The following is a 24,330-nucleotide window of genomic DNA, read 5'->3' as shown; positions in this document are numbered from 1 at the left end:
ACGATGACGCTCGCGCCCGACACCGAGGACCGAATCGCCCGCCACTGGGCCGAGCGACTGGACTGCGCACCCGAGGCGTTCCAGGAGCCCGGTGTCACGCTCACGACGAACCCTAGCGGGGGGACGGTCCGACTGGTCCGCCGTGGGGAGGCGCTCGTCGTCGCGGCGCCCGAGGCAGCCAGAAACGCGCTCGGGGCCCACCGCGAGGCGCTCGCGGACGCGGAGTTGCCCGCGAGAGAGGTGGTCGAACGCGCGTTGGCCGATCAGGAGGCGAGCGTCGACGCCGTCCACGGCCCCTACTTCCTCGGCTACGTCGACGAGAGCTCGTTCTCGCCGGTCGACACGGACGCGCGCCTGCTCGTCGGCGCAGACCGGGACGCGTTCGACCGCCTGCAGGGGCGCGTCCCGGAGGACGAGTGGGCGCGCGCCTCGCCCGTGTTCCGGCCCGGGCAGACCGCGGGGCTGTTCGCCGACGGCGACCTCGTGGCGGTCGCGACGCTGACCCACCTCCCGTTCCCGGACGTGGGCGTCGTCGTCGACCCCGCGCACCGCGGGCGCGGCGACGGGCGCGCGGTCGTCTCCACGATCACCCAAACCGCCTTCGACGTGGACCGAAACGCCATCGTTCGCTACCGGACGCTCGCATCCGACTCGGCCTCGGTCGCGCTCGCCGAGTCGCTGGGCTACGAACGCTGGGCGAGGAGTGCGGTGCTCGTGCTCGATCAGGGCAGCCCCTGAGCCGCCAGCGCGCCCGCGGCGGCGACCGCGAAGATCCCGAGCAGGAACAGCCCCCAGTTCGCGAGCGTGTTGTCCGCGCGGGTGACGTAGAGGCTGAACGCCCGGCCCCACGGCCAGAACAAGTTCACGCCAGCGGGCGTGAGCACGTCGCCGAGCAGGTGGGCGCCGACGCTGACGAAGCCGACGAAGAAGCCGAACAGCGTGAGCGGGACGTGCCCGACGACCCCCACGCCGTCGGCCAGCAGCGCGCCGGCGCCGGCGAACGCCCCGCCGACGAGCACGGCGAACAGCAGCGAGTGGGTCGGCCCGCGGTGGGGGATCCCCGGGATCCGGTGGTCCACGTCGGGCAGCATCGCCAGCCAGAGCATCGCGCCGCCGGTCGCGAGCGCCGCCAGCGGCTGCCCGACCGCGACGAGCAGCGACACCCCGAGGTGGCCGGTCCGGTACACACGAACGGCTGGTCGCCCCATCGGCCTAAAGGGCTCGGCCGAGCTGTCAGTCGTCCGTACCGTCGCTCTCTCCGTCCGTGCCCTGGTACTCGACGCTCTCCCCGTCGGCGAACGTCACGCTCGCGATCTCGCGGCGCTCCCCGTCGACGTAGCAGTACACGCCGTCGCCCTCGTCCTCGGTCCGCCGGTGGGAGCCGTCACAGAACGGGTGCTCGTCGCTGAGCCCGCAGCGACAGACCGCGATGTCGCCCTTCTCGGGATCGATGTCCTCCTCGTCGAGATACTTCGGGGAGTGCTCTTCCCGGGTCACGTGGCGGGTCACGGCGGTCGATGGGGCGCCCGCCCCGATAGCTCTTGGGCGCGGCTGCCCGCGACGCGTCGCGAACGCGTCGGGAATTAAGTGCAGTTCGGCCGTGGGCGGGGGTATGGGCACTGTCCAGTACGACTTCGCCGACGAGACGGCTATCGTCACCGGCGGGAGCTCCGGCATCGGGCGCGCGATCGCGCTGGAGTTCGCCGACGCCGGGGCGACGGTGATCAACGCCGACATCGACCCCGAGCCGAAGGACCGCGACGCCGAGAAGCCGACCCACGAGCGGATCGAGGCCGACGGCGGCACCGCCGCGTTCGTCGAGACCGACGTGTCCGACCCCGAGGAGATCGCGGTCGCCGTCGAGGCCGCCCGCGAGTACGGCGGCGTCGACGTGATGGTGAACAACGCGGGCCTCTACATCGGCGGGCCGATGCGGGAGGTCACCGAAGACGAGTTCGACCGCATCCACGCGGTCAACGCCAAGGGGGTGTTCTTCGGCACCCAGATCGCCGCCAACGACATGATCGACCGCGGCGTCGCGGGGACGATCGTCAACACCGCCTCCATCAGCTCCAACGTCGCGCAGTTCGGGCAGGTGCAGTACGACTCCACCAAGGGCGCGATCCGGATGATCACCCGCGGGTCGGCGCTCGAACTCGCGGAGCACGACATCCGGGTCAACGCCGTCGCGCCCGGGCAGATCGCGACGGAGTTCCTCGAAGGGTGGACCGAGGAGGCACAGGCGGGCGCCGCGGAGGGGGAGTTCCTCAAGCCCGTTCCGCTGGGTCGGGCGGGGTTCCCGACCGACGTGGCGCCGGCGGCGGTGTTCCTCGCGAGCGACGCCGCGGGCTACGTGACGGGCGAACTGCTCCACGTCGACGGCGGCTGGCAGATCATCTGATCGGTGCGGTAGTCGGCGGACTTTAACCCCCACACGCCGGAACGCAGAGTATGGCACAGCCGGCACGGCGTGCGGGGCTCTTCCTCCTCGGGACCGCCGCGGTGATCGTGCTGTACGCACTGCTCTACCAGTTCGGGATGGCCCGACTGGAGGGGGTGGAGATGCGGTTCATCGAGGCGCTGCACGTCGTCGTCGAGACGTTCACCACCGTCGGCTACGGCGAGCAGGCCGGCCAGTGGGACTCCACGCCGATGCTGGCGCTGTCGATCGCGATGCAGTTCACCGGCGTCGCGCTGATCTTCCTCACGCTGCCGGCGTTCGTGCTGCCGCTGTTCGCGGAGGCGCTGGCGTCTGGCCCGCCCCGCGAGTTCGACGGCGACGGCCACGTCGTGATCTGTTCGTTCTCGCCGACGGTCGACACGCTGATCACGGAGCTCAGCGCCCGCGGCCAGCCGTACGTCGTGGTCGAGCCCGACGGCGATGCCGTCGAATCGCTGCAGGCCGACGGCGTCGAAGTAGTGCAGGGCGACCCCGAGGAGGCCGAGACGCTCGAAGCCGTCGCGGCCGCCGACGCCAGCGCGGTCGTCGTGGCCGACGACGACGAGACCAACGCCAGCGTGATCCTCGCCGCCCAGCACGTCGCCCCCGAGACTCGGGTGCTGAGCCTCGTCGAGGACGAGAGCCACGCGGACTACCACCGCTACGCCGGCGCCGACGAGGTGATCCACCCCCGTGACGTGCTCGGGGAGTCGCTGGCGGGGAAGGCGTCGGCCGCCCTCTCCTCGGAGCTGAGCGGCGCGGTCGAGATCGCCGACGAGTTCGAGGTGGGCGAGCTGCTGGTCCAGCGCGGCTCGCCGCTCGCGGGGAGCACGATCCGCGACTGCGGGATCGAGGAACTCCCGGGGACCAACATCATCGGCGCGTGGTTCCGCGGCGAGTTCGTCTCGGCGCCCGACCCGGAACGCCTCATCGACGAGCACACCGTGTTGCTCGTCGCCGGCCCCGAGGACGGCGTCGAGACGATGAAACGGCGCAGCATCGCCGAGGACCGTTCGGCGCGGTCCGGCATCACCATCGCGGGCTACGGCGTCGTCGGCTCCGCGGTCGCCGAAGCGATCACCGCCGCGGGCGTTCCGGTCACCATCGTCGACGTGGACGACAAGCCCGGCGTGGACGTGGTCGGGGACGTGACTGACCCGGCCACGTTGGAGGACGCCGAGGTGGCGGACGCGGAGGCGCTGGTGCTCGCGCTGGCCGACGACACGAGCGCGCTGTTCGCGGCGCTCGTCGCCAAACAGGTCGCGCCGGAGACCAACGTCATCGCGCGAGCCAACGATGCCGACTCGTCGCCGAAGCTCTACCGCGCCGGCGCGGAGTACGTGCTCTCGCTCCCCACCGTCAGCGGCCGGATGCTCGCATCGAAACTGCTGGACGAGGAGGTGATCACGCCCGAGACGCAGGTCGAGGTCGTTCGCCGGGAGGCGCCCGCGCTGGTGGGCCACACGCTCGCGGACGTGGACGTGCGTGCCCGCACCGGCTGTACCGTCATCGCGATCGAGCGCGACGGCCGGACGATCACGTCGATCGATCCGGGAGCGCGGATCGAGGAGGGGGACACGCTGGTCGTCGCCGGCGACGACGACGCCGTCGACGCGTTCGCCGAGATCGCGACGTAGCTACGTCGGGCGACCGGGCCGTTCAGGGCTGAGCGCGACCACCCAGACGCCGAACAGCACCGCGCCCACGAACTCCGGGACGGCGATCCCGCGACCGCCGAGCCAGAGTAGCCACGCGGGCCACGCCACGGGCGCGAGCACGCCGGCGAGCAGCGCGAGCTTCCCGCTGTCGAGTCGGAAGCGGGCGACGCCGTCGACGATCGCGGTCAGCGCGGCGAGCGCGAAAAACGAGACCGCAAAGGGGAGATGGAGCGGCTGGCCGGCGGGGGCGAGGCCGACGCCGGCCATCGCGACCAGCGCGAGCAGGTACGTCGCCGCGCGCAGATGCCCCAGCGGGTCGGCCGCGGCGCTCCACAGCGCCCACGCGTACGGCGCGCCGACGAGGCCGCCGACGACCAGCGAACCGTTGAACAGCCACGCGCTCCCGGGCGTCACGCCGAGATCAGACAGCGCCCCGGCCCACGAGAACGTCGGCGAGAGCGCCGTCGCGAGGAGTATCCCGCCGATCGTGACGACAACCGCGGCCGGCCCCGCGAGGCGGGCGATCCCCCGCCGCGGGGTGGCGGCGTCGAGCGAGAGCTGAGCGGACACGGGTCGGCCCACGCACGCCCCCTTGGTTAGCCCTTCGGACCGGCGGGCGGAGTGGGTGGATTGATGTACGAGCCACCGCTTCGACCGAACGTGACCGAGCGCTCGCCGACGCTGTTCGCCTACGGGACGCGGCTCCGGCCGGTTCGTGACGGCCGATTCGGCGACGCCGCGAGCGCGCTCGCGTGGCTCCTCGGCGCCGCCGCGACGGCCGTCCACCCCGCCGGGCTGCTCGTCGCCGCCCTCCTCCTCGCGGTCGTCGCCACGTCGATCGAGCGCGCCGTCGCGAGCGCCGCGAGCTTCGGTATCGTCGTCGTCGCCGCCGGCGCGGTGTGGCTGACGCTGACCGGAGCGCTCCCGCCGACAGGGGGGCTCTCCCCGGCAGCAGTCCTCGCGCTGGCGCTGGTCGGCGCGCCGACCGCGGCCGGGATCGTTCGGGCGCTCGGCTGAGCGGCGAGGGCGGCGCTCGCTGCCGCGAACGCGTCAGACCGCTGTCCGGATCGGGGGAACGCTCCACAAAGTATTTTGACCGTACCGGGTGAGTACCGACCAACGATGGAGAGTCAAACGGTCGAGCGAGTGACCGAGTGGGACTCGGAGCCGTTCTCCGACGGCCACGCCGGGCTTCGGGAGCTCGCCGAACGGGAGTTCACGGGTGCGGTTACCGACGGCGGGGCGTGGCTGTTCATGCTCAACGGCCGCGTCCTCGGCGTGTTCGACGGCGACATGGATCGCTTCGCCGACGCCGACGGCACGGCGTACGTCGCTCCCGACCGTTCGCTCCCCTTGCTGTTCGCGATGCGGGAGACCGGCGGCGAGGTCCGCGGCGAGTACTACACCGAGGAGACGCCGATCTCGGAGGTCGACCGGACGCTGCAGTCGGGCAACTTCACCGGCTACGTCGAGCTCTCCGAGAACGTGCTCTCGGGCGATTACTACCTCGTCTACTACGGCGGCCGGCGGCTGCCCGTCGCGTTCATCGGGAACCAGCGCCGCCGGATCTCCGGCGACGAGGCGTTCGAGCGCGCCGACGACGAGGTCGGCATCTACCGGGTCAGAACCGTCGACCTCGACATCGTGGACGTGCCCGAACCGTTCGGCGACGCCGCGGCCGGCGCTGCCGCGACCACGGACGAATCCGGGACGGACGGGGAGCCCGAAGCGGGCGATGAGCCCGCGCCGGACGAGGGGTCCACGCCGGACCGGGAGTCTGCCCCGAACGGCGGGGCCGTAGCGGGGGCGGAGTCCGCCGGCGCGGCCGCACAGACCGACACGTCCGAGACGGACGACGCGGGGGACGAGAACGATACGGCCGCCGAACCCCGGACCGCGACGAGCGAGGCCGACGACTCCTCGGTCTCGCGAAGCCCGCGGGATCGGTCGTCGGCGGCGGAGCGTGGGGCCGACGAGGCGGAGTCGTCCGCGTCCGCGCGAACGGATCGATCCGCCGGCGAAGCCGCCGAGGCGGCGATGGCCGGCGGCGAGGACACGACGGCCGACGACGAGTCGGCGTCGGGGACCGCAGCCGAGCCGTCGACCGAGCGCTCGTCTGCGGGGGAGTCCTCGGGAGCCCGGGAGCGGTTCGAGGCCGAGTCCGAGTGGCGCGAGGGGGCGACCATCCCGGCGCTCGACCCCGAGAACTCGGTGTCCCGAGAGTCCGACGACGGCGGGACCGAGCCCACGACGACGACCGACGCACAGCCGACGGCCGAGTCGAGCGAGGAGCTCGAAGCGCTGCGCGAGGAGCGGGATCGGCTCCGCGAGCACGTCGAGGAGCTGGAGGCCGAGACCGAGCGCCTCGAGTCGGAGAACGAACGGCTCTCCGGCGAGCGCGACCGGCTCGAACAGGAGCGCGACGAGGCGGCGGCGACCGCCGAGGAGCTGGAGACGGAGCTCGAAGAGCTCAGAGCGACCGTCGATCGGCTGGAGGCCGAGCTCGCGGAGGCCGAGTCCGAGCTCGAGTCGGCCCGGGAGTACGTCCCCGACGGCGACCACGAGATCACGCCGGAGGAGGCGCTGGCCGGCACGAACCTGTTCGTCCGCTACGAGCGCAAGGGCGGGCCGACGCTCGAGGACGCCCACTCCGGCGACGCCGGCCGCGAGGCGGTCAACGACAACCTCCGGCTCGAACACCACACGGAGTTCGACGACGACGGCGCGATCGTCGACGGCCGGCCGTTCGAGGAGTGGCTCCACGACACCATCGAGTACGGGTTCGTGGAGTGGCTGACCCGGATGTTCGTCCACGACGTACGCGAGACGCGCAACCAGACGTCGATGGGGACGCTGTACGACGCGCTCCCCGACATCGACCGGATCGAGCTCCGCGGCGACGTGGGGCTCGGCGAGGAGTCCGACGAGGAGCGCGCCTCCTTCGACGTGGTGCTCCGCGACCGGATGGGACAGCCGCTGGTCGTGACCGACCTCAACGACTCCCGGGAGCCCGCGACCGAGCCGATGCTCGAGTCGCTGATCCGGAACGCCACCCCCGTCGCCGAGCACAACGAACGACTGTCGGCGGCGTTTTTCGTCACGTCGAGCTACTACGAGCCGGGCGCGCTCGAGACCGCCGAGGAGGCCACCGGCGGCGGGCTCCTGAAGCGCAGCAAGAACAAGAGCTTCGTCAAGCTCTCGCGCAAGGAGGGGTACCACCTCTGTCTCGTCGAGACTCGCGAAGGCGAGTTCCACGTCAGCGTCCCGGAGCTGTAGACCCGCGGTTCAGAACTGCAGAAAGCGTCAGTTCTCGGCTTCCGGCGCCGACTCGATACGCATGTCCCGCAGCTTCTCCACGGTGTCGTCGAGCTTCTCGTCGAGATCCTCGACGAACTCCGCGGTGTGGTCGGTCGTGATCGCACCCTGACTCGACGGCTCGATGAGGTTCTCCTCTTCGAGGACGCGCAGCGAGTAGCGTACCTTGTGGTGGGGGTAGCCGGTCTCGTTCGACATCTTGACGATGCCGATCGGCTCGTTCTCGATGACCATCCGGAGGACTTGGAGGTGCCGCTCCAGCATGTCCACTTCTTTCTCCAGTCGATCTATCATGCTGTATGTTAACTTCTCTTGCGAGAGGTTAAAACTTCCCCTCGACCGCCGGGGGGTTGTGGTGTCACAGCTACACACGGGGCGAAGTTAACCGTTCCGACCGCGGGAACCGACCCGATAGCGGCATCGAAATCGGTTTAGCCGGGGGTACTGAACCGCCGCACATGACCGTCACAATCGTCGGGGCGCAACTCGGCGACGAAGGCAAAGGCGCCCTCGTCGACCGCTGGGGCGAGGAAGCCGACACAGTCGTGCGGTACCAGGGCGGCGACAACGCCGGCCACACTGTCGTTGAGGACGGTGAGGAGTACAAGCTCTCGCTCGTTCCGAGCGGCTGTGTCCGCGGGAAGACCGGCGTGCTCGGCAACGGCTGCGTCGTCAACCCTCGGACGCTGTTCGACGAGATCGAGAGCCTGCGGGAGCAGGGGCTCGATCCCGACGTACGCGTGGCCAAGCGGGCCCACGTCATCATGCCGTACCACCGCGTGTTCGACCAGATGGAGGAGGCCGACAAGGAGGACACCGACATGAAGGTCGGCACCACCGGGCGCGGGATCGGGCCGACGTACGAGGACAAGGCCGGCCGGCGCGGCGTCCGGATCGGCGACCTCCTCGACACCGACGTGCTCCGGAACCGCCTCGAGTACACCGTCCCCCAGAAGCGCGCGATCGCGGAGGACGTGTTCGGCATCGACACCGGCGTCGAGTTCGACGTGGACGAACTGGTCGCGGAGTACGCCAACTACGGCCAGCGGCTCCGGGAGAACGACATGCTCGTCGAGGCCGGCGACTTCCTCCACGAGCAGCACCAATCCGGCGGGAACCTCCTGTTCGAGGGCGCACAGGGGACGAGCATCGACATCGACCACGGGAACTACCCCAACGTCACCTCCTCGAACCCGACCGCCGGCGGCGCCGCCGTCGGCTCCGGCGTCGGTCCGGGCGTCGTCGGCTCGGGGGAGATCGTCGGCATCGTGAAAGCGTACCTCTCCCGCGTGGGCGAGGGGCCGCTGCCGACGGAGATGGAGGCCGACGAGGAAGCGCTCGCCGACGAGATCCGCGAGAAGGGCGGCGAGTTCGGCACCGTCACCGGCCGGCCGCGCCGGATCGGCTGGCTCGACGTGCCGATGCTGCGCCACGCCGCCCGGCGCTCGTCGTTCACCGGGCTGGCGGTGAACCACGTCGACGTGCTCGCCGGGCTCGACGAGCTGAAGGTCTGCCACAGCTACGAGCTCGACGGCGAGACGCGGACCACCGTCCCGGCGACGACCGAGGAGTGGGCGCGGTGTGAGCCGAACTTCCGCGAGTTCGAGACGTGGAGCGAGCAGGACTGGAGCGCCGTCGCCGCCGAGGGGTACGAGGCGCTGCCCGCCGCCTGTCGCGACTACCTCGAGTACCTCGAAGGCGAACTCGACGCGCCCGTCTACGCCGTCGGCGTCGGCCCCGATCGCGACCAGACCGTCGAGCGGCAGACTCCCTGGTAGGGCACCGACCCGGATGCGGACTGTATTTACGGGCGAGGCTGAACCGTCCGGGTAGACACTGATGACCGGAGCGTCGAACCCGGAGACCCCGCCGGAGGGGATGGCGGGCGAGCCCGGAACCGAGTCGGTCGAACAGTCGGGTGGGATCGAGTACGGCGTCGACGAGCGGCCGCCAGCGGGCGAGTCGGCGCTGCTCGGCCTCCAGCACTACCTCACGATGGTGGGCGCGAACATCGCGGTCCCGCTCGCGCTCGCGACCGCGATGGGGATGCCCGCCGCGGTCCAGCCGCTGTACGTCGGCACCTTCTTCGTCGTCTCCGGCGTCGGGACGCTGCTCCAGACCGTCGTCGGGAACCGCTACCCCATCGTGCAGGGGGCGACGTTCTCGATGCTCGCGCCCGCGCTGGCCATCATCGGGTTCGTCGGCACGGGCAACTGGGAACAGGCGATCCTCGCGCTCCAGGGGGCGATCATCGTCGGCGGGATCGTCGAGGCGCTGCTCGGCTATCTCGGCGTGATGGGCTGGCTCAAACAGTACCTCTCGCCGGTCGTGATCGCGCCGACGATCGCGCTGATCGGGCTCTCGCTGTTCAGCGCGCCGCAGGTCGTCGCCGCCGAGCAGGCGTGGTGGCTGCTCGGGCTCACCGTCCTGCTGATCGTGGGGTTCAGCCAGTACGTCGACGACGTTCACCGCGCGTTCCGGCTCTACCCCGTGCTGCTCGGGATCGCGGCCGCGTGGGTGCTCGCGGCCGCGCTGTCGGTGCTCGGGATCGTCCCCGCCGACTCCCCGGCGTTCGTCGACTTCTCGGTCGTCGCCGAGGCCAGCCTGATTCAGGTTCCGACGCCGCTGCAGTGGGGGATACCCACGTTCCGGACCTCGTTCGTGATCGGGATGTTCGCGGGCGTCGTGGCCTCGATGATCGAGTCGTTCGGCGACTACCACGCCGTCGCGCGGCTGGCGGGCGAGCGCGCGCCCTCCGCGCGCCGGATCGACCACGGGATCGGCGTCGAGGGGATCGCGACCGTGTTCGCCGGGATCATGGGCACCGGGAACGGCTCGACCTCCTACTCCGAGAACATCGGTGCGATCGGGCTCACCGGCGTGGCCTCCCGCTTCGTGATTCAGGTCGGCGCGGTGTTGATGCTGATCGCGGGGTTCGTCGGCTACGTCGGCGCGCTGATCACCACGATCCCCGACCCGATCGTCGGCGGGCTCTACGTCGCGATGTTCGGGCAGATCGTGGCGGTCGGGCTCTCGAACCTGAAACACGTCGACCTCGACTCCTCGCGCAACGCCTTCGTCGTCGGCATCTCGCTGTTCGTCGGGCTCGCGCTCCCGGCGTACATGGGCAACGTCGGCAGCGCCGCCGCCTTCGCGGAGGGCGTGGCGGCGACGCCGATCGTCGGCCCGCTGCTCACCGCGCCGATACTGCCCGACGCGACGCTGCAGATCGTCGCCGACACGGTGTACGTCGTCGGCGGCACGGGGATGGCCGTCGGCGGGCTCGTGGCGTTCGTCCTCGACAACACGATCGACGGGAGCCGGGTCGAGCGCGGCCTCGACGAGTGGGACGCGCTCACCGAGGAGTCCGGCGCGTTCCGCTCGGCGTACGAACGCTACGTGAAGTAGCCCCGCGGAACCCGCAGCCTTTTGCCCCGCCCGAACCGAGGGGCAGCGCATGAAGGAGTCGCTGATGGAGATCGTCTGCTGCCCGATGGACAAACACGACCTCGAACTCGACGCGGCAGAGCGCGACGACGCCGAGATCATCTCCGGAACGCTGACCTGCACCGACTGCGGCGAGTCCTACCCCATCGAGGACGGCATCCCGAACCTGCTGCCGCCGGACATGCGCGACGAGGCCTGACCCGGGAAGCTTTTTTCAGCCCGTCGGTGGAACTGTCGCCGTGCTCGAAAGCTCCCTCCACAGCCGGCGACACGACGGCGGGCTCGCGTTCGAACTCACCGTCGAGAACCGGGGCGACGAGCCCGTCGAACTCGCCTTCCCCGACGCCCAGCGCCTCCGCGTCTCCGTCTACCCGGCCGACGCCGCCGACGACGCGTCGCCGATCTGGCGATCGGACGCCGACCGGATGTTCGCGCAGGTGCTCGGCAGCGAGACGGTTCCGGCCGGCGAGAGCGTGACGTTCGACGCCGCGTGGCAGTCGCCCGAGCCGGGCGAGTACCTCGCGGTCGGCGAGGTCACCTGCCGGGACCGAGAGATTCTGGCCGAGGAAACCGTCCTGTTCTGAGGCGGGCTACCGGAGCTCGTCGTACAGCTGTTCGGCCGCGCGCCGGACCGCCGCGTCGCTGTTTTCCGGCACGTCGTGGAACGCCGAGAGCTTCGTCGTGTCGAGTCGCATCTTCGGCACGTCGCCGGTCCAGCCGCGGTCGCCGCCGGTGAACTCGTACTCCGGGTCGAGATCCATCACGTCGGCGACGATGTCCGCGATGTCGACCACCGAGGTGGTGGTCTTCGAGCCGAGGTTGTAGAGGTTGTACTCGTCGTCGGCGTGCTCGACCACGTCCCGGATCGCCCCCGCACAGTCCTCGACGTGGAGGTAGGACTTCTCCTGTTTCCCGTTGCCGAGGATCGTGAGCGTCTCGGGGTCGTCCTGCAGCTTCTGGATGAAGTCAGGGATCACGTTCCCCCGCTGGCGCGGGCCGACGATGTTCGCGAACCGGAACACCCACGACTGGATGCCGTAGGAGTGGGCGAACGTCGACACCACGCCCTCGTCGGAGAGCTTCGAGGCGCCGTAGATGCTGATCGGTTCCAGCGGCGCGTAGTCCTCCGGCGTCGGCCGGGGGGCCTCGCCGTACACCGTGGAGGAGGAGGTGAACGCCAGCGCGTCACAGCCGACCTCGCGCATCCGTTCGACGACGTTGTACGTCATCTCGGTGTTCTCTTCGAACACCCGGCGCTCCTCTTCGGGGTCGTCGACACGCACGTCGGTGTGGGCGGCGAAGTGGAAGACGATGTCCGTCTCCTCGTCGATCACTCGCGCCACGTCGTCGGGGTCGAGCATATCCGCCTGCTCGAACGCGACGCCCGCCGGAACCGCCTCGCGTTCGCCCTTCGAGAGATCGTCCACGGCCAGTACGTCGTTCTCGTCGGCCAGCATCCCCGCGAGGTGGGAGCCGACGAGTCCTGCGGCGCCGGTCACGACCACGCGCTTCCCGCTGAGGTCCATATCCGCGACTGTTCGGGTCAGGGGAAGTGCGTTCCGGAACGCCGCGTCGGCGGCCGGGAACCGAAAGCGCCACCCCTCCGCCCCGGTTTCGCGGGAGTATGCAAGACGCCCCGGAGTGCTGTGTGCTCCGGTTCGGCCACCGGCCGGGCCGGGACGACCGCATGACGACCCACGTCGGCCTCACCGCCCGCGCGCTGGGTGCCGACCGCGTGCTCTTCCCGGACAACGCCGGCCAGTCCGCCGAGACGGTGCGGGACATCACCGACCGCTTCGGCGGCCCGTTCGATGTCGAACTCCGGGAGGACCAGCGCGCGATCATCCGGAACTGGGAGGGAACGGTCGTCCACCTCACGATGTACGGCGAGGAGGTCCAGACCGTCCAAGAGGAGATCCGCGAGGCCCACCACGACGAACCGATCCTGATCGTCGTCGGCGGCGAGAAGGTGCCGTTCGAGGTGTACGACCACGCGGACTGGAACGTCGGCGTCACGAACCAGCCCCACTCGGAGGTCGCCGGACTGGCCGTGTTCCTCGATCGCTTGTTCGACGGCGACGAACTCGACCGCGAGTGGGAGGGCGGCGAGCAGCGCGTGATCCCGAAGGAGACGGGCAAGCGCGTCGTCGATCCGGAGGCCGTGAACGAGGACGGGAGCGTCGACGAAGCGGACGACGGCTGATTTTCGCGGAGCGACACACATGCCCGCAGTTCTGCGGTGGCGCGAAGCGCTCGCAGGGCGGGACCAGAGGTCCCGCTGGCAGTGCGGGCGACGCGTGGGTCGCCCGCACGACGCCTCCGTGCGCGACCCGAGCGCGAGGTCCTCGCGAGCAACGCGAGCGAGGGCACGAGAGGGCTTGCTCTCTCGGAGAATGAGCGACCGAACGCAGTGAGGGAGCAAATCGGCTGGGGAGGTGTGTGGGCTGTGCGGGAGGGGGTTGCGGTCACAAGGTGGCAACGATCGGGATGCTGTCGCCATCCCGGCAGTCAACTCCACGATATCCGGACGGCAGCACGATAGCGCCCGCACCCGACACGCCTGCCGTCCTCGACCCTACCACACCGCCGACGACGGGCTTTTCCTACCCCTCTCCCAGATGCACCCATGGGCTACCGAACCGTGCGAACGCAGGACGTGGAGCCGGCCCCCGACCGACCCTGTGAACTCCGGCGGCTGACCGAAGCCGCGGGACTGGAGCAGGTGGCGCTCAACCGCTACAGCGTCGAACCGGGCGAGGAGATCCCGCTGGCGTACCACTACCACGACGAGCAGGAGGAGGCGTTCTACGTGATCTCGGGCGCGATCGCGGTCGAGACGCCCGAGGGGACGATCGAGGTGGGCGCCGACGAGCTGTTCGCGGCCGAGCCCGAGAGCCCCCACCGAGCGTACTGTCCCGACGACGCCGAGGGGACCGCGGAGGTGCTGGCCGTCGGCGCGCCACAGACCGACGGCGACGTGCACGCCTACGAGCCCGACGAGTAGCAGTCGGAACGACTGTAACGATCGAGAGCGAGCGTTCGGGCATGACGACTTCGAGCGCCCCCGGCAAGGTGTACCTGTTCGGGGAGCACGCCGTGGTGTACGGCGAGCCCGCGGTGCCCTGCGCGATCGAGCGCCGGGCGCGGGTCAGCGTCGAGCCACGCGACGACCACCGCGTTCGCGTCGAGGCCGACGAGCTCACCCTCGACGGGTTCACCGTTGAGTGGGGCGGCGACACCGACGAACAGCCCGACGTGGACGTGCCGTCGAACCTCGTCGAGGCCGCGACGGGGTACGTCGACGAGGCGCTGGGGCAGGCCCGCGACGCGCTCGACGACCCCGAGGCGGGGTTCGACGTGACCATCGAGAGCGACATCCCGCTGGGCGGCGGGCTGGGCTCCTCGGCGGCGGTCGTCGTCGCCGCGATCGACGCCGCGGTCCGCTCCCGCGGGGAGTCGATCGACCCCGAGGAGCTGGCCGACCGTGCGTATCAGGCCGAGTCGACCGTCCAAGGCGGTGAGGCCTCCCGCGCGGACACGTACTGCTCGGCGATGGGCGGCGCGGTCCGCGTCGAGGGCGACGACACGCGGCCGATCGAGGCGCCCGAACTGCCACTCGTGATCGGCTACGACGGCGGCGCGGGCGACACGGGCGAACTGGTGGCGGGCGTTCGCGCGCTCAAAGACGAGTACGAGTTCGCCGCCGACACCGTCGAGACCATCGGCGACCTCACCCGCGAGGGCGAGCAGCTACTGGCCGAGGCCGACCCGGGCGAGGAGCCCAGCCCCGTGTTGCTCGACGAACTGGGCGACCTGATGGACTTCAACCACGGGCTGCTGTCGGCGCTGGGCGTCTCCTCGCGCTCGCTGGATCGGATGGTCTGGTCCGCCCGCGAGGCAGAAGCGGAGGGCGCGAAACTGACGGGGGCGGGCGGCGGCGGCTGCATCGTCGCGCTCGACCGCACGCAGGCCACCCGGCGCGCGCTGGAGTACTCGCCGGGCTGTGAGCAGGCGTTCCGCGCCGAACTCGCGACCGAGGGGGTGCGCGCGGAGGAATGAGCCCGACGATCCTCAAACTCGGCGGCTCGGTGATCACCGAGAAGGACCGCGCGGAGACGCTGGACGGCGCCGCGCTCGACGCGGCGGCCGACGCGATCGCAGCGGCGATGGAAGGCGGCGACGTGTCCGAACTAGTGTTGGTCCACGGCGGCGGGAGCTTCGGCCACCACCACGCCAGCGAGGCGGGCGTCACCACGACCGACGAGAGCGGCGACGCCGCGGACGCGATCGCGATCCACAGCGCGATGAAGACGCTGAACCAGTTCGTGCTCTCCCGACTCCACGACCGCGGCGTGCCCGCGCTGCCCGTGCATCCGCTCTCCGCGGGGGCTCGCGACGCCGACGGCGACCTCGACCTCCCGATGAATCAGGCCGCGACGATGCTGCACGAGGGGTTCGTCCCCGTCCTCCACGGCGACGTGATCGCGACCGAGGGCGAGGGTGTGACGGTGCTCTCCGGCGACGAGATCGTGACGACCGCCGCGGCACACCTCTCGGCGGACCGCGTCGGGCTCTGTTCGACGGTGCCGGGCGTGCTCGACACCGACGAGGAGGTGATCCCCGAGATCACGGCGTTCGCGGACGCCGCCGACGCGCTGGGGGGCAGCGACGCGGACGCGGACGTGACCGGCGGAATGGCCGCGAAGGTGCGGGAACTGCTCGATCTCGGCGCCCCGGCGTCGGTGTTCGGCCCCGAGAGCATCGGGGCGTTCCTCGCGGGCGAGCAGCCGGGGACGACGATCCGCGGACGGTGAGGGTCAACCGTCCCGGGACAACGATCCGCGGACGGTAACGGGCAACCGTCCCGGTGCGACAATCCGCGGACGGTAACGGGCAACCGTCCCGGTGCGACAATCCGCGGACGGTAACGCTTCAGCAACTCTTTACCCTCACCCTCCCCCGGTCCCAGTATGCACGAGATCACCGGGAGCGGCTTCGTCGAGGTGATCGCCGGGTCGATGTTCTCGGGGAAGACCGAGGAGCTGCTGCGCCGCCTGCGTCGCGCGGAGATCGCCGGGCAGGACGTGGCGGCGTTCACCCCGGCCATCGACGACCGGTACGGCCAGACCACCATCGGCTCCCACGAGGGGCGCCAGTGGGACGCACAGGTGATCGACAACGTCGGCGACGGCGTCTGGGAACTGCAGGACTACCTCAACGGCGAGGAGGTGGTCGCGATCGACGAGGCCAACTTCTTCGACAAGGACCTCGTCAACGTCTGTAACGTGCTCGCGAACGACGGTCGACGGGTGATCGTCTCTGGGACCGACATCACGTTCCGCGGCGAGCCGTTCACGCCGCTGCCACAGCTGATGGCGATCGCTGAGTACGTCGACAAGCTGCAGGCGATCTGTACCGTCTGCGGCGAGCCGGCGACCCGGAACCAGCGGCTGGTCGACGGCGAGCCGGCCCACGTCGACGACGAGACGATCGTCGTCGGCGCCGAGGAGTCCTACGAGGCACGGTGTCGGAACTGTCACACGCTGCGGACCGACTGAACATGACCGCGACGGGGGCGTACTGATGACCCAGTGGATCGGGAACCCGGAGGGCGGGCGCGACCGCGGGCCGCGAGCGCTCGCTCGCGCGTGGGCGGAGGTGCTCGTGCGCCCGCGGCGGTTCTTCCGGAACGGGGTCGCGCCCGCGGATCAGGCGCCGGGGCTGGTCTTCGGCGTGCTCGTGGCGCTGGGCGCGGTCGCCGGTCGGCTGGCGACGGGCGACATGCCCAGCTTCGAGACTGGCGGCGTGGCCCCGCCGTTCGGTCTCGGGGCGAGCCCGGTGGGAGCCGTGCTCGTGCTGTTGGGCGTCGGGCTCTTTCTCGCACCCGCGGCGTTTCACCTCTCGGCGGCGATCGAGACGGTCGGGCTGTCGCTGCTGGCGCCGGACCGCGGCGGCGTGAGCGAGACGGTACAGGTGATCGCGTACGCGACCGCGCCCTGCCTGCTGACTGCCGTCCCGTCGCCGATGCTGCGGGTAGTCTGTTGTCTGTACGGGGCGGCGTTGCTCGTCGTCGGTACCGCAGTCCGGCACCACACCTCGATCCCGCGGGCGACGCTCGCGGCGGCGCTGCCGGCAGTGATCCTGTTCGGCTACGGCTACGGCGGATTCGCGGCCGCGGGGCTCTGAGTCGGGGTCGTTCCGGCCGATCGCAGTTGCTTTCGACAACGCCTTTAGGGCGGACCGAGTTTGTCCTCACAAATGGGTAACTGTATCATCTGTGGCGCCGATACCGAGGGCCACATCTGCCAGTCACACGAAGAGGACGTCGTTTTCGAGTTCCGCGGCAACAGCCCGGACCAGCTCGTCGAGAACCGATTCTACCGCGGCGTCGTCGACGGCTACGCCGACTTCGGCGTGTTCGTCGACCTCTCGTCGAACGTCACGGGGCTGCTCCACCGCTCCGAGCTCGACGGCCGCCTCGAGAGCCTCGACTGGGAGGCCGGCGACACCGTCTTCGTGCAGGTGAAGAACGTCCGCGACAACGGCAACGTCGACCTGACTTCCTCGATTCGGCAGGCCGACCGCGAGTTCCGCGGCACGCTGATTCAGGACGGCACCGAGGAGCTGCTCCCCGAGGACGAGGAGGAGGTCGAAGAGGGAAACGGGCGTGAGCGGGACGTAGAAGCGACGACCGGGGACGAGGAGGAGTCCACCCCGGCCGAGACCGACGGCAGCGGCGCCGAGGCCGCGACCGCGGCCGAAGACGCGCAGGAGGCCGAACCGGAGCCCGTCGAAACGACGACGGAGGAGCCGGCCGCGGCCGACACCGAGGAGACGCCCGCGGGCGCCGAGCCCGAGGAGCCGACCCGCCGCGACATCGGCGAGCTGTCCGACCGCGTCGGCGAGGAGGTCCGCATCGAGGGCGAGGTCGTCAGCGCGCGACAGACCGGCGGCCCGACCGTGTTCGAGCTCCGCGACGAGACCGGCGTGGTCGACTGTGCGGCGTTCGTCGAGGCTGGCGTGCGCGCCTACCCCGAGATCGAGGTGGGCGACATCGTCCGACTCGACGGCGAAGTGGAGATCCGCCGCGAGGAACTGCAGGTCGAGACCGAGGCGCTGGTCGAACTCGACGGCGAGGAGCGCGAGACCGTCGAGCGCCGACTGGCCGAGGCGCTGACGGCCCGCGCCCGGCCGGACGAGCCGACGCTCGTCGCCGAGGACGACGCGGTCGCGGCGGCCGACGAGCACCTGCTCGACGCCGCGGAGGCGATCCGGCGTGCGGTGTTCGAGTCCCGACCGATCGTCGTCCGGCACGCGGCGACCGCCGACGGCTACATCGCCGGCGTGGCGCTCGAACGCGCGATCCTCCCCATGGTGCGCGAGGAGCACGCCGAGAGCGACGCCGAGTACCACTACGTGAACCGTCGCCCGCTGGAGGAGGCGGTGTACGAGATGAACGACGCGACCAACGACGTGACCAGCATGCTGCAGGACCGCGACCGGCACGACGAGAAGCTGCCGCTCGTGGTGCTCGCGGGCACCGCCTCCACCGTCGAGAGCGAGGACGGGCTGGAGATGCTGGGGATCTACGGCGCCAAGCGCGTCGTCGTCGACGCCGCGCCGGCGGACCCGGAGATCGCCGACGCGTCCGAGGTGCTGGTCAACCCCGACGCCGACGGGCTCTCGACGGGCGCGCTGGCGTCGTCGCTGGCGACGACGGTCTCCCCCGAGGTGCGCGAGGAGATCGCCCACCTGCCGGCGGTCAGCTACTGGCAGGACACCCCCGACTCCTACCTCGACGCCGCCCGCGAGGCGGGCTTCGACGAGGAGGCCGTCACCGAACTGCGCGAGGCGATCGCGCTGGAGGCGTTCTACCAGTCCTACGACGAGAAGCGCGAACTCATCGGCGACCTGCTGTTCGGCGAGAGCCCCGAGGCCGTCGCCGCGGGCGCGCCCGAGGACGCCGCCGAGAGCGAGACGCTGGCGGGCCACATCGCGACCCAGTTCCGCGAGAAGATGGACACCGAGGTCGAGACGGCCGAGGCCAACATCGAACGCAGCGAGAGCGAAGGCGTCGAGATCGCGGTGCTCGACACCGAGGAGTACACCCACAAGTACGACTTCCCGCCGAGCTCGCTGCTGCTCGACGAGCTCCACCGTCGCGGCGACGCGGACGTGACGATCGGGATCGCGATGGACGAGCTGTGGGTCCGCGCGGACACGGACGTGGACCTGCGTGAAGTGGCTCGCGAGGCGGCCTCGAACGCGCCGAACGCCGGGCTCTCGGCGGCCGGGCTGCGTGAGGGTCGGATCGAGTTCCTCTCGGGCGCTCGTGAGGAAGTCGAGATCGCGGTCGTCGGCGCGGTCGTCGAGCAGTTCGACTGATTCTCGGTCTTCGGCGTTCTCTCGGGTTTCGCTCGTTCGGTAGTTGGTTCTGGGGTGAGCTACTGCAACAGCAACCGCGACAGCAGCTCGATGCTTGACCACTTGCGACCGCAGTGCGCCGAACACGAGGTTCGGCGCAGCACCGAGTCCCCACCCCTCCCCCCGCCGGCGCCAATGTGGCGCCGGCGAGGCGTCCACCGCCACCGCACCGCGGCCGCGGTGGCGCGCGACGTGAGCAGGGCGAGACTGACGGTCTCGCTGGCAGTGCGGGCGACGCGTGGGTCGCCCGCACGACGCCGACGGCGCGAACGAGCGCGCGAGGTCCTCGCGAGTGAAACGAGCGAGGGCACGAGAGAGCTCCGCTCTCTCGAAGGACGACTGACCGAACGTAGTGAGGGAAGGAGTCGGCTGGGGAGGTCTGTGGGTTGTGCGGGGCGGTGCGGTCGCAAGTGGTCAGGCTCGCTCCGCGGTCGCTGTCGCCCATCAAGCAACTCAATCGCTGGCTCGCGGCTCACTACGTTCACCGTTCGCCGTTCGAGGCTGTTTGCCGTTCAGTCGCTTCGCTCCCTCACGTTTCCCGCTACGCCCCGCAACTCGCGGGTCGCTTCGCTCCCCGCTCGTTTAACGAGGGAGTTTTCCGTTCAGTCACTCCGTTCCCTCACGTTTACCTCCCTCGCTCGCAACCCTTAACCCCGAAAACCACCCACCACACACCAATGAGCACGGACGCCGCGAACGACGGCGACCCCCCCGCCTTCGTCGACGCCTGCGAGGAGCTCTGCCGCCGCATTATCGAGGAGGACCTCGAACGCGACGATCTCGAGGCCGCGAAACGCGAGGTCTGCAGCGAGACGGGCGCCCCCAAGGTACCCACCAACGGCGACATCCTCAGCTACGCGCCCGACGAGTGGCGCGAGGACGTGAAGTCCGTCGTGCGGCGCAAGCCCGTCCGGACCGCCTCGGGCGTCTCGCCGATCGCGATCATGACCTCGCCGCATCTCTGCCCGCACGGGAAGTGTCTCTACTGCCCCGGCGGCCCCGCCTCGGAGTTCTCCTCCGCGCAGTCCTACACCGGTCACGAGCCCGCGGCCGCCCGCGGCGAGCAGAACGACTACGACCCCTACGGGCAGGTCACCCTCCGGCTCGAACAGCTCCGGGCGATCGGCCACCCCGTCGACAAGGCCGAACTCATCCTGATGGGCGGCACCATGACCGCCCGCAGCCACGACTACCAGGAGTGGTTCGTCAAGCGCGCGTTGCAGGCGATGAACGAGTACGACCTCGACTCCGACCCTGACCCCAGTCAGACCGAGAGCTTCGCCGAGCCGCCCGAACAGCAGGAGTTCGAGTACCTCGAAGACGTGATCGCCCGGAACGAAACCGGCGATATCCGCGTCACGGGGATCACTTTCGAGACCAAGCCCGACTGGTGCGATCCGGAGCAGATCGACCGGATGCTCGATCTCGGCGGGACGAAGGTCGAGGTCGGCGTCCAGACCACCTACGAGCGGATCAACCGCGAGATGCACCGCGGCCACGGTACCCAAGCCAGTATCGACGCCAACCGCCGACTGCGTGACTCGGCGTTCAAGGTCGGCTTCCACATGATGCCGGGCCAGCCCGGGATGAGTCAGGAGATGTGCCGCGAGGACTTCCGCCAGATCTTCGACTCGCCGCAGTGGCGCCCGGACTACCTCAAGATCTACCCGACGCTCGTCGTCGAGGGCACCCGCGTCTACGACATGTGGAAGCGCGATGACTTCGAGCCGCTGGACAACGAGACCGCCGCCGACGTGGTCGCCGACGCGATGAACGAGATCCCGAAGTACTGCCGTCTCCAGCGCGTCCAGCGCGACATCCCGGCGGACTTCATCGAGGGGGGCGTCTGGAAGTCGAACCTCCGCCAACTGGCCCAGCAGCGCGCCGAGGAGAAGGGGTACGAGATCCGGGACATCCGCGCCCGCGAGGTCGGCCACAACGACGCCGATCCCGACCCCGCAGAGATCACGCTGGACACGATGGAGTACGAGGCCGGCGGCGGCACGGAACGGTTCATCTCCTTCGAGGACCCCGTGCGGGACCTGCTGATCGGCTTCTGCCGGCTGCGGTTCCCGAACGATCCCGTCCGCCGCGAACTCGAAGACGCCGCGCTCGTCCGCGAGCTCCACGTCTACGGCTCCGAGGCGACGTTCGACGGCAGCGACGGGGAAGACGGACAGGAGTGGCAGCACCGCGGCTACGGGAAGCGGCTGGTCCGGGAGGCCGAGCGGCAGGCCCGCGAGGCCGGCTTCGGAAAGCTGAGCATCATCTCGGGCATCGGCGTCCGGGAGTACTACCGCGAGAAGCTGGGCTACCACCAGGACGGCCCGTACGTCTCGAAGCGGCTCTGAACGGGAGTGTTTTTGTCAGCGTCGCCCAATGCCCCGCGTATGAGCGACGCAGGCGGGGGCGAGCAGGACTCCGTGGGCCGGCGGCTCCGGGAGAACGCCACGGGCATCGTGAGCACGCTCGTCACCGCGGTCTGGATGGGTGCGCTGTTCACCAATCAGGACTGGTGGCTGGCGGCGATGCTGGTGGGGTACGTCGCGGTCGTGCCGATCACCGCGATGCTGTTCGATGACGACGACGAGGAGGAGTGGCTGGACGAAGCTATCGACGATCGAGTGTCGAACAGGTCGAGCGACGAGCACGAGGAGACGCCGCTGGAGACGCTGCGCCGACGCTACGCGGAGGGGGAGCTCAGCGAGGCGCAGTTCGAGCGCAAGCTCGACCAGCTGCTCGAAACGGAGACGATGGAGGACGCCGAGGAGTACGCCCGCCGGGAGCGGGAGACCGAACGCGAGCGGTAGCCACGGTCGCGGCAAGCGTCGATGCGAGCCCCTGCTCGGGGCGTGAGCCCCGAACGGAACGCCCTTCCGGGTCGCCCCAGAAATTCGGTCCATGGAGCCGAAACGCGAACTGTCGAGCGTCGACCTCGCGGCGCTCGCGACCGAGCTCTCCCGCTACGAGGGAGCCAAGCTCGACAAGGCGTATCTCTACGACGAGGACATGCTGCGGCTGAAGCTCCGGGATTTCGACCGCGGGCGGGTGGAGCTGCTGATCGAGGTGGGCGAGAACAAGCAGGCCCACGTCGCCGACCCCGAGCGCGTGCCCGACGCGCCCGGGCGCCCACCGGAGTTCGCGATGATGCTGCGCAACCGCATCGAGAGTGCCGACCTCGTCTCCGTCTCCCAGTACGAGTTCGACCGCATCCTCGTGTTCGAGTTCGAGCGCCCCGACCAGAACACCACGCTCGTCGTCGAGCTGTTCGGCGACGGCAACGTCGCCGTCCTCGACGGCAACGGCGAGGTCGTCCGCTCGCTGGAGACGGTGCGACTCAAGTCCCGCACGGTCGCGCCGGGCAGCCCCTACGAGTTCCCGCAGTCCCGACTCAACCCCCTCGAAGTCGACTACGAGACGTTCGAGGCCCGGATGGAGCAGTCCGACACCGACGTGGTGCGGACGGTCGCGACCCAGCTCAACCTCGGCGGCTTCTGGGGCGAGGAGCTCTGCCAACGCGCGGGCGTCGAGAAGGCGATGGACATCGCCGACGCCGGCGAGGACGAGTACCGCGCGATCCACCGCGAACTGATGGATCTCGCCGACGCACTCCGGAGCGGGCAGTTCGATCCCCGCGTGTACGCCGAACTCGACGAGGACGGCGAGGACGATGAGAACCGGCCGCTGACCGAGCGCGGCCGCGTCGTCGACGTGAGCCCCGTGGTGCTGGAGGAGCGGGCGGAGCTCCACAGTCGGGCGTTCGACTCGTTCAACGCCGCGCTTTCGGAGTACTTCTACCGGCTCACCGAGCAGGAACAGCGCGAGGAGGAGGGCGGCGGCCGCGAACGTCCCGACTTCGAGGCCGAGATCGAGAAAGAGAAACGCATCATCGAACAGCAGGAGCAGGCGATCGAGGGGTTCGAGGAGGAGGCGCAGGCGCTCCGCCGGAAAGCCGAGATCTGCTACGCGCGCTACGACCTGATCGACGAGGTGCTGTCGACGATCCAGCAGGCCCGCGAGGAGGACCGGCCGTGGGACGAGATCGAGGAGACGCTCGCGGAGGGCGCCGAGCAGGGTATCCCCGCCGCCGAGGCGGTCGTCGGCGTCGACGGCTCCGAAGGAACGGTGACCGTCGAGGTGGACGACGAACGGATCACCCTCGACGCCACCACGGGCGTCGAGAAGAACGCCGACCGCCTGTATCAGGAGGCCAAGCGCGTCGAGGGGAAGAAGGAGGGCGCCCGCGAGGCGATCGAGGACACCCGCGAGCGCCTCGAAGCCGTCAAGCGACGCCGCGAGGAGTGGGAGGAAGAGCCCGAGCCGGAGCCCGAACCCGACGAGGAGGCGGAGGATATCGACTGGCTGAACCGAGAGAACGTTCCGGTCCGCCAGCCCGAACACTGGTACGAGGAGTTCCGGTGGTTCCACACCAGCGACGGCTACCTCGTGATCGGCGGGCGCAACGCCGACCAGAACGAGGCGCTGGTGAAGAAGTACCTCAACAAGCACGACCGCTTCTTCCACACACAGGCCCACGGGGGTCCAGTGACGATCCTGAAGGCCAGCGGCCCCTCGGAGCCGTCGAGTCCCGTCGACTGGCCCGAGTCGAGCATCGAGGAGGCCGCCCAGTTCGCGGTCGCGTACTCCTCGGTCTGGAAGGACGGCCGCGGCGCCGGCGACGCCTACATGGTCGAACCGGATCAGGTGAGTAAGACGCCCGAGTCCGGCGAGTACCTGGAGAAGGGCGGGTTCGCGATCCGTGGCGACCGCGAGTACTTCCGGGATCTGCCCTCGCGGGTCGCGGTGGGGATCACCTGCGAGGACGAGACCCGCGTGATCGGCGGCCCGCCGAGCGCGATCGAGCCCGACGCCGAGACGACGATCACGCTCGAACCCGGGAAGTTCGCGCAGAACGACGCCGCGGTGAAGTGCTACCGGGAGTTCAAGAACCGCTTCGCGGACGACTCGTTCGTCCGGAAGGTCGCGAGCGCCGACCGCATCCAGGAGTTCCTGCCGCCGGGCGGGAGCGATCTGGTGGACGTGTAG

At 70.1% G+C, this 24,330-nt stretch carries 24 protein-coding genes; 19 read left to right on the top strand and 5 right to left on the bottom strand.

Translation table 11 applies throughout. The features are described from left to right. The first annotated feature begins 3 nt into the window (after window positions 1-3). Window positions 4-738, top strand: coding sequence for a GNAT family N-acetyltransferase (locus ACQUSM_RS01140; RefSeq protein ID WP_435115050.1), 735 nt, complete (start codon window positions 4-6; stop codon window positions 736-738). Here the strand turns inward: ACQUSM_RS01140 and ACQUSM_RS01135 are convergent. Together ACQUSM_RS01135 and ACQUSM_RS01130 are read right to left on the bottom strand one after the other, a co-directional pair. Further along, entirely contained in the window at window positions 723-1,187 is a 465-nt protein-coding gene (locus ACQUSM_RS01135) for a metal-dependent hydrolase (protein ID WP_435115049.1), read from the bottom strand. The genes ACQUSM_RS01140 and ACQUSM_RS01135 overlap by 16 nt on opposite strands. 46 nt (window positions 1,188-1,233) lie before the next feature. Continuing rightward, window positions 1,234-1,509 (bottom strand): CDGSH iron-sulfur domain-containing protein, encoded by a 276-nt coding sequence (locus ACQUSM_RS01130; protein WP_435115048.1) that lies wholly within the window; start codon window positions 1,507-1,509, stop codon window positions 1,234-1,236. 103 nt (window positions 1,510-1,612) lie between these two features. Between ACQUSM_RS01130 and ACQUSM_RS01125 the strand changes: the two genes are divergently transcribed. Together ACQUSM_RS01125 and ACQUSM_RS01120 are read left to right on the top strand one after the other, a co-directional pair. Further along, window positions 1,613-2,401, top strand: coding sequence for an SDR family NAD(P)-dependent oxidoreductase (locus tag ACQUSM_RS01125; RefSeq protein WP_435115047.1), 789 nt, complete (start codon window positions 1,613-1,615; stop codon window positions 2,399-2,401). A gap of 50 nt (window positions 2,402-2,451) precedes the next feature. Continuing rightward, the gene (locus ACQUSM_RS01120; RefSeq protein WP_435115046.1) at window positions 2,452-4,077 is read left to right on the top strand and encodes a potassium channel family protein; all 1,626 of its coding nucleotides are present in this window, start codon (window positions 2,452-2,454) and stop codon (window positions 4,075-4,077) included. Here the strand turns inward: ACQUSM_RS01120 and ACQUSM_RS01115 are convergent, their stop codons facing one another. After that, window positions 4,078-4,668: a DUF998 domain-containing protein gene (locus ACQUSM_RS01115; protein WP_435115045.1), complete on the bottom strand. Its 591-nt coding sequence runs from the start codon at window positions 4,666-4,668 to the stop codon at window positions 4,078-4,080. It lies immediately after the preceding gene. Between the two features lie 63 nt (window positions 4,669-4,731). On the opposite strand from ACQUSM_RS01115, the gene ACQUSM_RS01110 reads away from it, so the two are divergent. Continuing rightward, complete coding sequence (locus tag ACQUSM_RS01110) at window positions 4,732-5,115, top strand: hypothetical protein (protein ID WP_435115044.1); 384 nt, start codon at window positions 4,732-4,734, stop codon at window positions 5,113-5,115. 105 nt (window positions 5,116-5,220) lie between these two features. After that, entirely contained in the window at window positions 5,221-7,374 is a 2,154-nt protein-coding gene (locus tag ACQUSM_RS01105; protein WP_435115043.1) for a DUF7527 domain-containing protein, read from the top strand. A 27-nt stretch (window positions 7,375-7,401) separates the two neighbouring features. Here ACQUSM_RS01105 and ACQUSM_RS01100 read toward each other — a convergent pair whose 3' ends face one another. Next, entirely contained in the window at window positions 7,402-7,707 is a 306-nt protein-coding gene (locus tag ACQUSM_RS01100) for a hypothetical protein (protein WP_053948506.1), read from the bottom strand. Between the two features lie 164 nt (window positions 7,708-7,871). Here ACQUSM_RS01100 and ACQUSM_RS01095 point away from each other — a divergent pair, with 164 nt between their 5' ends. From ACQUSM_RS01095 to ACQUSM_RS01080, 4 genes are all read left to right on the top strand, one after another. Then, complete coding sequence (locus ACQUSM_RS01095; protein WP_435115042.1) at window positions 7,872-9,191, top strand: adenylosuccinate synthase; 1,320 nt, start codon at window positions 7,872-7,874, stop codon at window positions 9,189-9,191. 100 nt (window positions 9,192-9,291) lie between these two features. Beyond that, complete coding sequence (locus tag ACQUSM_RS01090; protein ID WP_435118254.1) at window positions 9,292-10,821, top strand: uracil-xanthine permease family protein; 1,530 nt, start codon at window positions 9,292-9,294, stop codon at window positions 10,819-10,821. A 49-nt stretch (window positions 10,822-10,870) separates the two neighbouring features. After that, complete coding sequence (locus tag ACQUSM_RS01085) at window positions 10,871-11,059, top strand: methytransferase partner Trm112 (RefSeq protein WP_435115041.1); 189 nt, start codon at window positions 10,871-10,873, stop codon at window positions 11,057-11,059. Window positions 11,060-11,099: 40 nt separating this feature from the next. Continuing rightward, the gene (locus ACQUSM_RS01080) at window positions 11,100-11,444 is read left to right on the top strand and encodes a BsuPI-related putative proteinase inhibitor (protein WP_435115040.1); all 345 of its coding nucleotides are present in this window, start codon (window positions 11,100-11,102) and stop codon (window positions 11,442-11,444) included. Window positions 11,445-11,450: 6 nt separating this feature from the next. Here ACQUSM_RS01080 and ACQUSM_RS01075 read toward each other — a convergent pair whose 3' ends face one another. Further along, window positions 11,451-12,386 carry an NAD-dependent epimerase/dehydratase family protein gene (locus tag ACQUSM_RS01075; protein WP_435115039.1) on the bottom strand — a complete coding sequence of 312 codons (936 nt, stop codon included), beginning with the start codon at window positions 12,384-12,386 and terminating at the stop codon, window positions 11,451-11,453. 98 nt (window positions 12,387-12,484) lie between these two features. Between ACQUSM_RS01075 and ACQUSM_RS01070 the strand changes: the two genes are divergently transcribed. The 10 genes from ACQUSM_RS01070 to rqcH all read left to right on the top strand — a co-directional run bounded on the left by ACQUSM_RS01070 (window position 12,485) and on the right by rqcH (window position 24,330). Further along, window positions 12,485-13,063: a tRNA (cytidine(56)-2'-O)-methyltransferase gene (locus tag ACQUSM_RS01070; RefSeq protein WP_435115038.1), complete on the top strand. Its 579-nt coding sequence runs from the start codon at window positions 12,485-12,487 to the stop codon at window positions 13,061-13,063. 423 nt (window positions 13,064-13,486) lie between these two features. Then, the gene (locus ACQUSM_RS01065; protein ID WP_435115037.1) at window positions 13,487-13,864 is read left to right on the top strand and encodes a cupin domain-containing protein; all 378 of its coding nucleotides are present in this window, start codon (window positions 13,487-13,489) and stop codon (window positions 13,862-13,864) included. A gap of 41 nt (window positions 13,865-13,905) precedes the next feature. Next, on the top strand, window positions 13,906-14,919 hold the full coding sequence (gene mvk, locus ACQUSM_RS01060; RefSeq protein ID WP_435115036.1) for a mevalonate kinase: 1,014 nt from the start codon (window positions 13,906-13,908) through the stop codon (window positions 14,917-14,919). Continuing rightward, the gene (locus tag ACQUSM_RS01055; protein WP_435115035.1) at window positions 14,916-15,674 is read left to right on the top strand and encodes an isopentenyl phosphate kinase; all 759 of its coding nucleotides are present in this window, start codon (window positions 14,916-14,918) and stop codon (window positions 15,672-15,674) included. Before mvk ends, ACQUSM_RS01055 begins: the two co-directional genes overlap by 4 nt. Before the next feature lie 156 nt (window positions 15,675-15,830). Next, window positions 15,831-16,418: a thymidine kinase gene (locus tag ACQUSM_RS01050; RefSeq protein ID WP_435115034.1), complete on the top strand. Its 588-nt coding sequence runs from the start codon at window positions 15,831-15,833 to the stop codon at window positions 16,416-16,418. Between the two features lie 25 nt (window positions 16,419-16,443). Beyond that, window positions 16,444-17,046, top strand: coding sequence for a YIP1 family protein (locus tag ACQUSM_RS01045; RefSeq protein ID WP_435115033.1), 603 nt, complete (start codon window positions 16,444-16,446; stop codon window positions 17,044-17,046). Between the two features lie 72 nt (window positions 17,047-17,118). Then, window positions 17,119-19,245 carry a DHH family phosphoesterase gene (locus tag ACQUSM_RS01040; RefSeq protein ID WP_435115032.1) on the top strand — a complete coding sequence of 709 codons (2,127 nt, stop codon included), beginning with the start codon at window positions 17,119-17,121 and terminating at the stop codon, window positions 19,243-19,245. Window positions 19,246-19,961: 716 nt separating this feature from the next. Next, window positions 19,962-21,635 (top strand): tRNA uridine(34) 5-carboxymethylaminomethyl modification radical SAM/GNAT enzyme Elp3, encoded by a 1,674-nt coding sequence (locus tag ACQUSM_RS01035; protein ID WP_435115031.1) that lies wholly within the window; start codon window positions 19,962-19,964, stop codon window positions 21,633-21,635. A 39-nt stretch (window positions 21,636-21,674) separates the two neighbouring features. Next, complete coding sequence (locus ACQUSM_RS01030; protein ID WP_435115030.1) at window positions 21,675-22,094, top strand: SHOCT domain-containing protein; 420 nt, start codon at window positions 21,675-21,677, stop codon at window positions 22,092-22,094. A gap of 91 nt (window positions 22,095-22,185) precedes the next feature. Beyond that, the gene (gene rqcH, locus ACQUSM_RS01025; RefSeq protein WP_435115029.1) at window positions 22,186-24,330 is read left to right on the top strand and encodes a ribosome rescue protein RqcH; all 2,145 of its coding nucleotides are present in this window, start codon (window positions 22,186-22,188) and stop codon (window positions 24,328-24,330) included.

Source organism: Halolamina sp. C58 (genome assembly GCF_051195095.1).
Lineage (GTDB): Archaea > Halobacteriota > Halobacteria > Halobacteriales > Haloferacaceae > Halolamina.
This window is presented reverse-complemented; position numbering and strand designations above follow the sequence as displayed.

Coding starts and splice junctions, on each gene's coding strand:
- ACQUSM_RS01075 (WP_435115039.1), bottom strand. CDS start 12,386: ATGGACCTCAGCGGGAAGCGCGTGGTCGTGACCGGCGCCGCAGGACTC.
- rqcH (WP_435115029.1), top strand. CDS start 22,186: ATGGAGCCGAAACGCGAACTGTCGAGCGTCGACCTCGCGGCGCTCGCG.
- ACQUSM_RS01125 (WP_435115047.1), top strand. CDS start 1,613: ATGGGCACTGTCCAGTACGACTTCGCCGACGAGACGGCTATCGTCACC.
- ACQUSM_RS01105 (WP_435115043.1), top strand. CDS start 5,221: ATGGAGAGTCAAACGGTCGAGCGAGTGACCGAGTGGGACTCGGAGCCG.
- ACQUSM_RS01055 (WP_435115035.1), top strand. CDS start 14,916: ATGAGCCCGACGATCCTCAAACTCGGCGGCTCGGTGATCACCGAGAAG.
- ACQUSM_RS01120 (WP_435115046.1), top strand. CDS start 2,452: ATGGCACAGCCGGCACGGCGTGCGGGGCTCTTCCTCCTCGGGACCGCC.
- ACQUSM_RS01065 (WP_435115037.1), top strand. CDS start 13,487: ATGGGCTACCGAACCGTGCGAACGCAGGACGTGGAGCCGGCCCCCGAC.
- mvk (WP_435115036.1), top strand. CDS start 13,906: ATGACGACTTCGAGCGCCCCCGGCAAGGTGTACCTGTTCGGGGAGCAC.
- ACQUSM_RS01035 (WP_435115031.1), top strand. CDS start 19,962: ATGAGCACGGACGCCGCGAACGACGGCGACCCCCCCGCCTTCGTCGAC.
- ACQUSM_RS01045 (WP_435115033.1), top strand. CDS start 16,444: ATGACCCAGTGGATCGGGAACCCGGAGGGCGGGCGCGACCGCGGGCCG.
- ACQUSM_RS01070 (WP_435115038.1), top strand. CDS start 12,485: ATGCAAGACGCCCCGGAGTGCTGTGTGCTCCGGTTCGGCCACCGGCCG.
- ACQUSM_RS01100 (WP_053948506.1), bottom strand. CDS start 7,707: ATGATAGATCGACTGGAGAAAGAAGTGGACATGCTGGAGCGGCACCTC.
- ACQUSM_RS01050 (WP_435115034.1), top strand. CDS start 15,831: ATGCACGAGATCACCGGGAGCGGCTTCGTCGAGGTGATCGCCGGGTCG.
- ACQUSM_RS01085 (WP_435115041.1), top strand. CDS start 10,871: ATGAAGGAGTCGCTGATGGAGATCGTCTGCTGCCCGATGGACAAACAC.
- ACQUSM_RS01030 (WP_435115030.1), top strand. CDS start 21,675: ATGAGCGACGCAGGCGGGGGCGAGCAGGACTCCGTGGGCCGGCGGCTC.
- ACQUSM_RS01110 (WP_435115044.1), top strand. CDS start 4,732: ATGTACGAGCCACCGCTTCGACCGAACGTGACCGAGCGCTCGCCGACG.
- ACQUSM_RS01090 (WP_435118254.1), top strand. CDS start 9,292: ATGGCGGGCGAGCCCGGAACCGAGTCGGTCGAACAGTCGGGTGGGATC.
- ACQUSM_RS01095 (WP_435115042.1), top strand. CDS start 7,872: ATGACCGTCACAATCGTCGGGGCGCAACTCGGCGACGAAGGCAAAGGC.
- ACQUSM_RS01140 (WP_435115050.1), top strand. CDS start 4: ATGACGCTCGCGCCCGACACCGAGGACCGAATCGCCCGCCACTGGGCC.
- ACQUSM_RS01040 (WP_435115032.1), top strand. CDS start 17,119: ATGGGTAACTGTATCATCTGTGGCGCCGATACCGAGGGCCACATCTGC.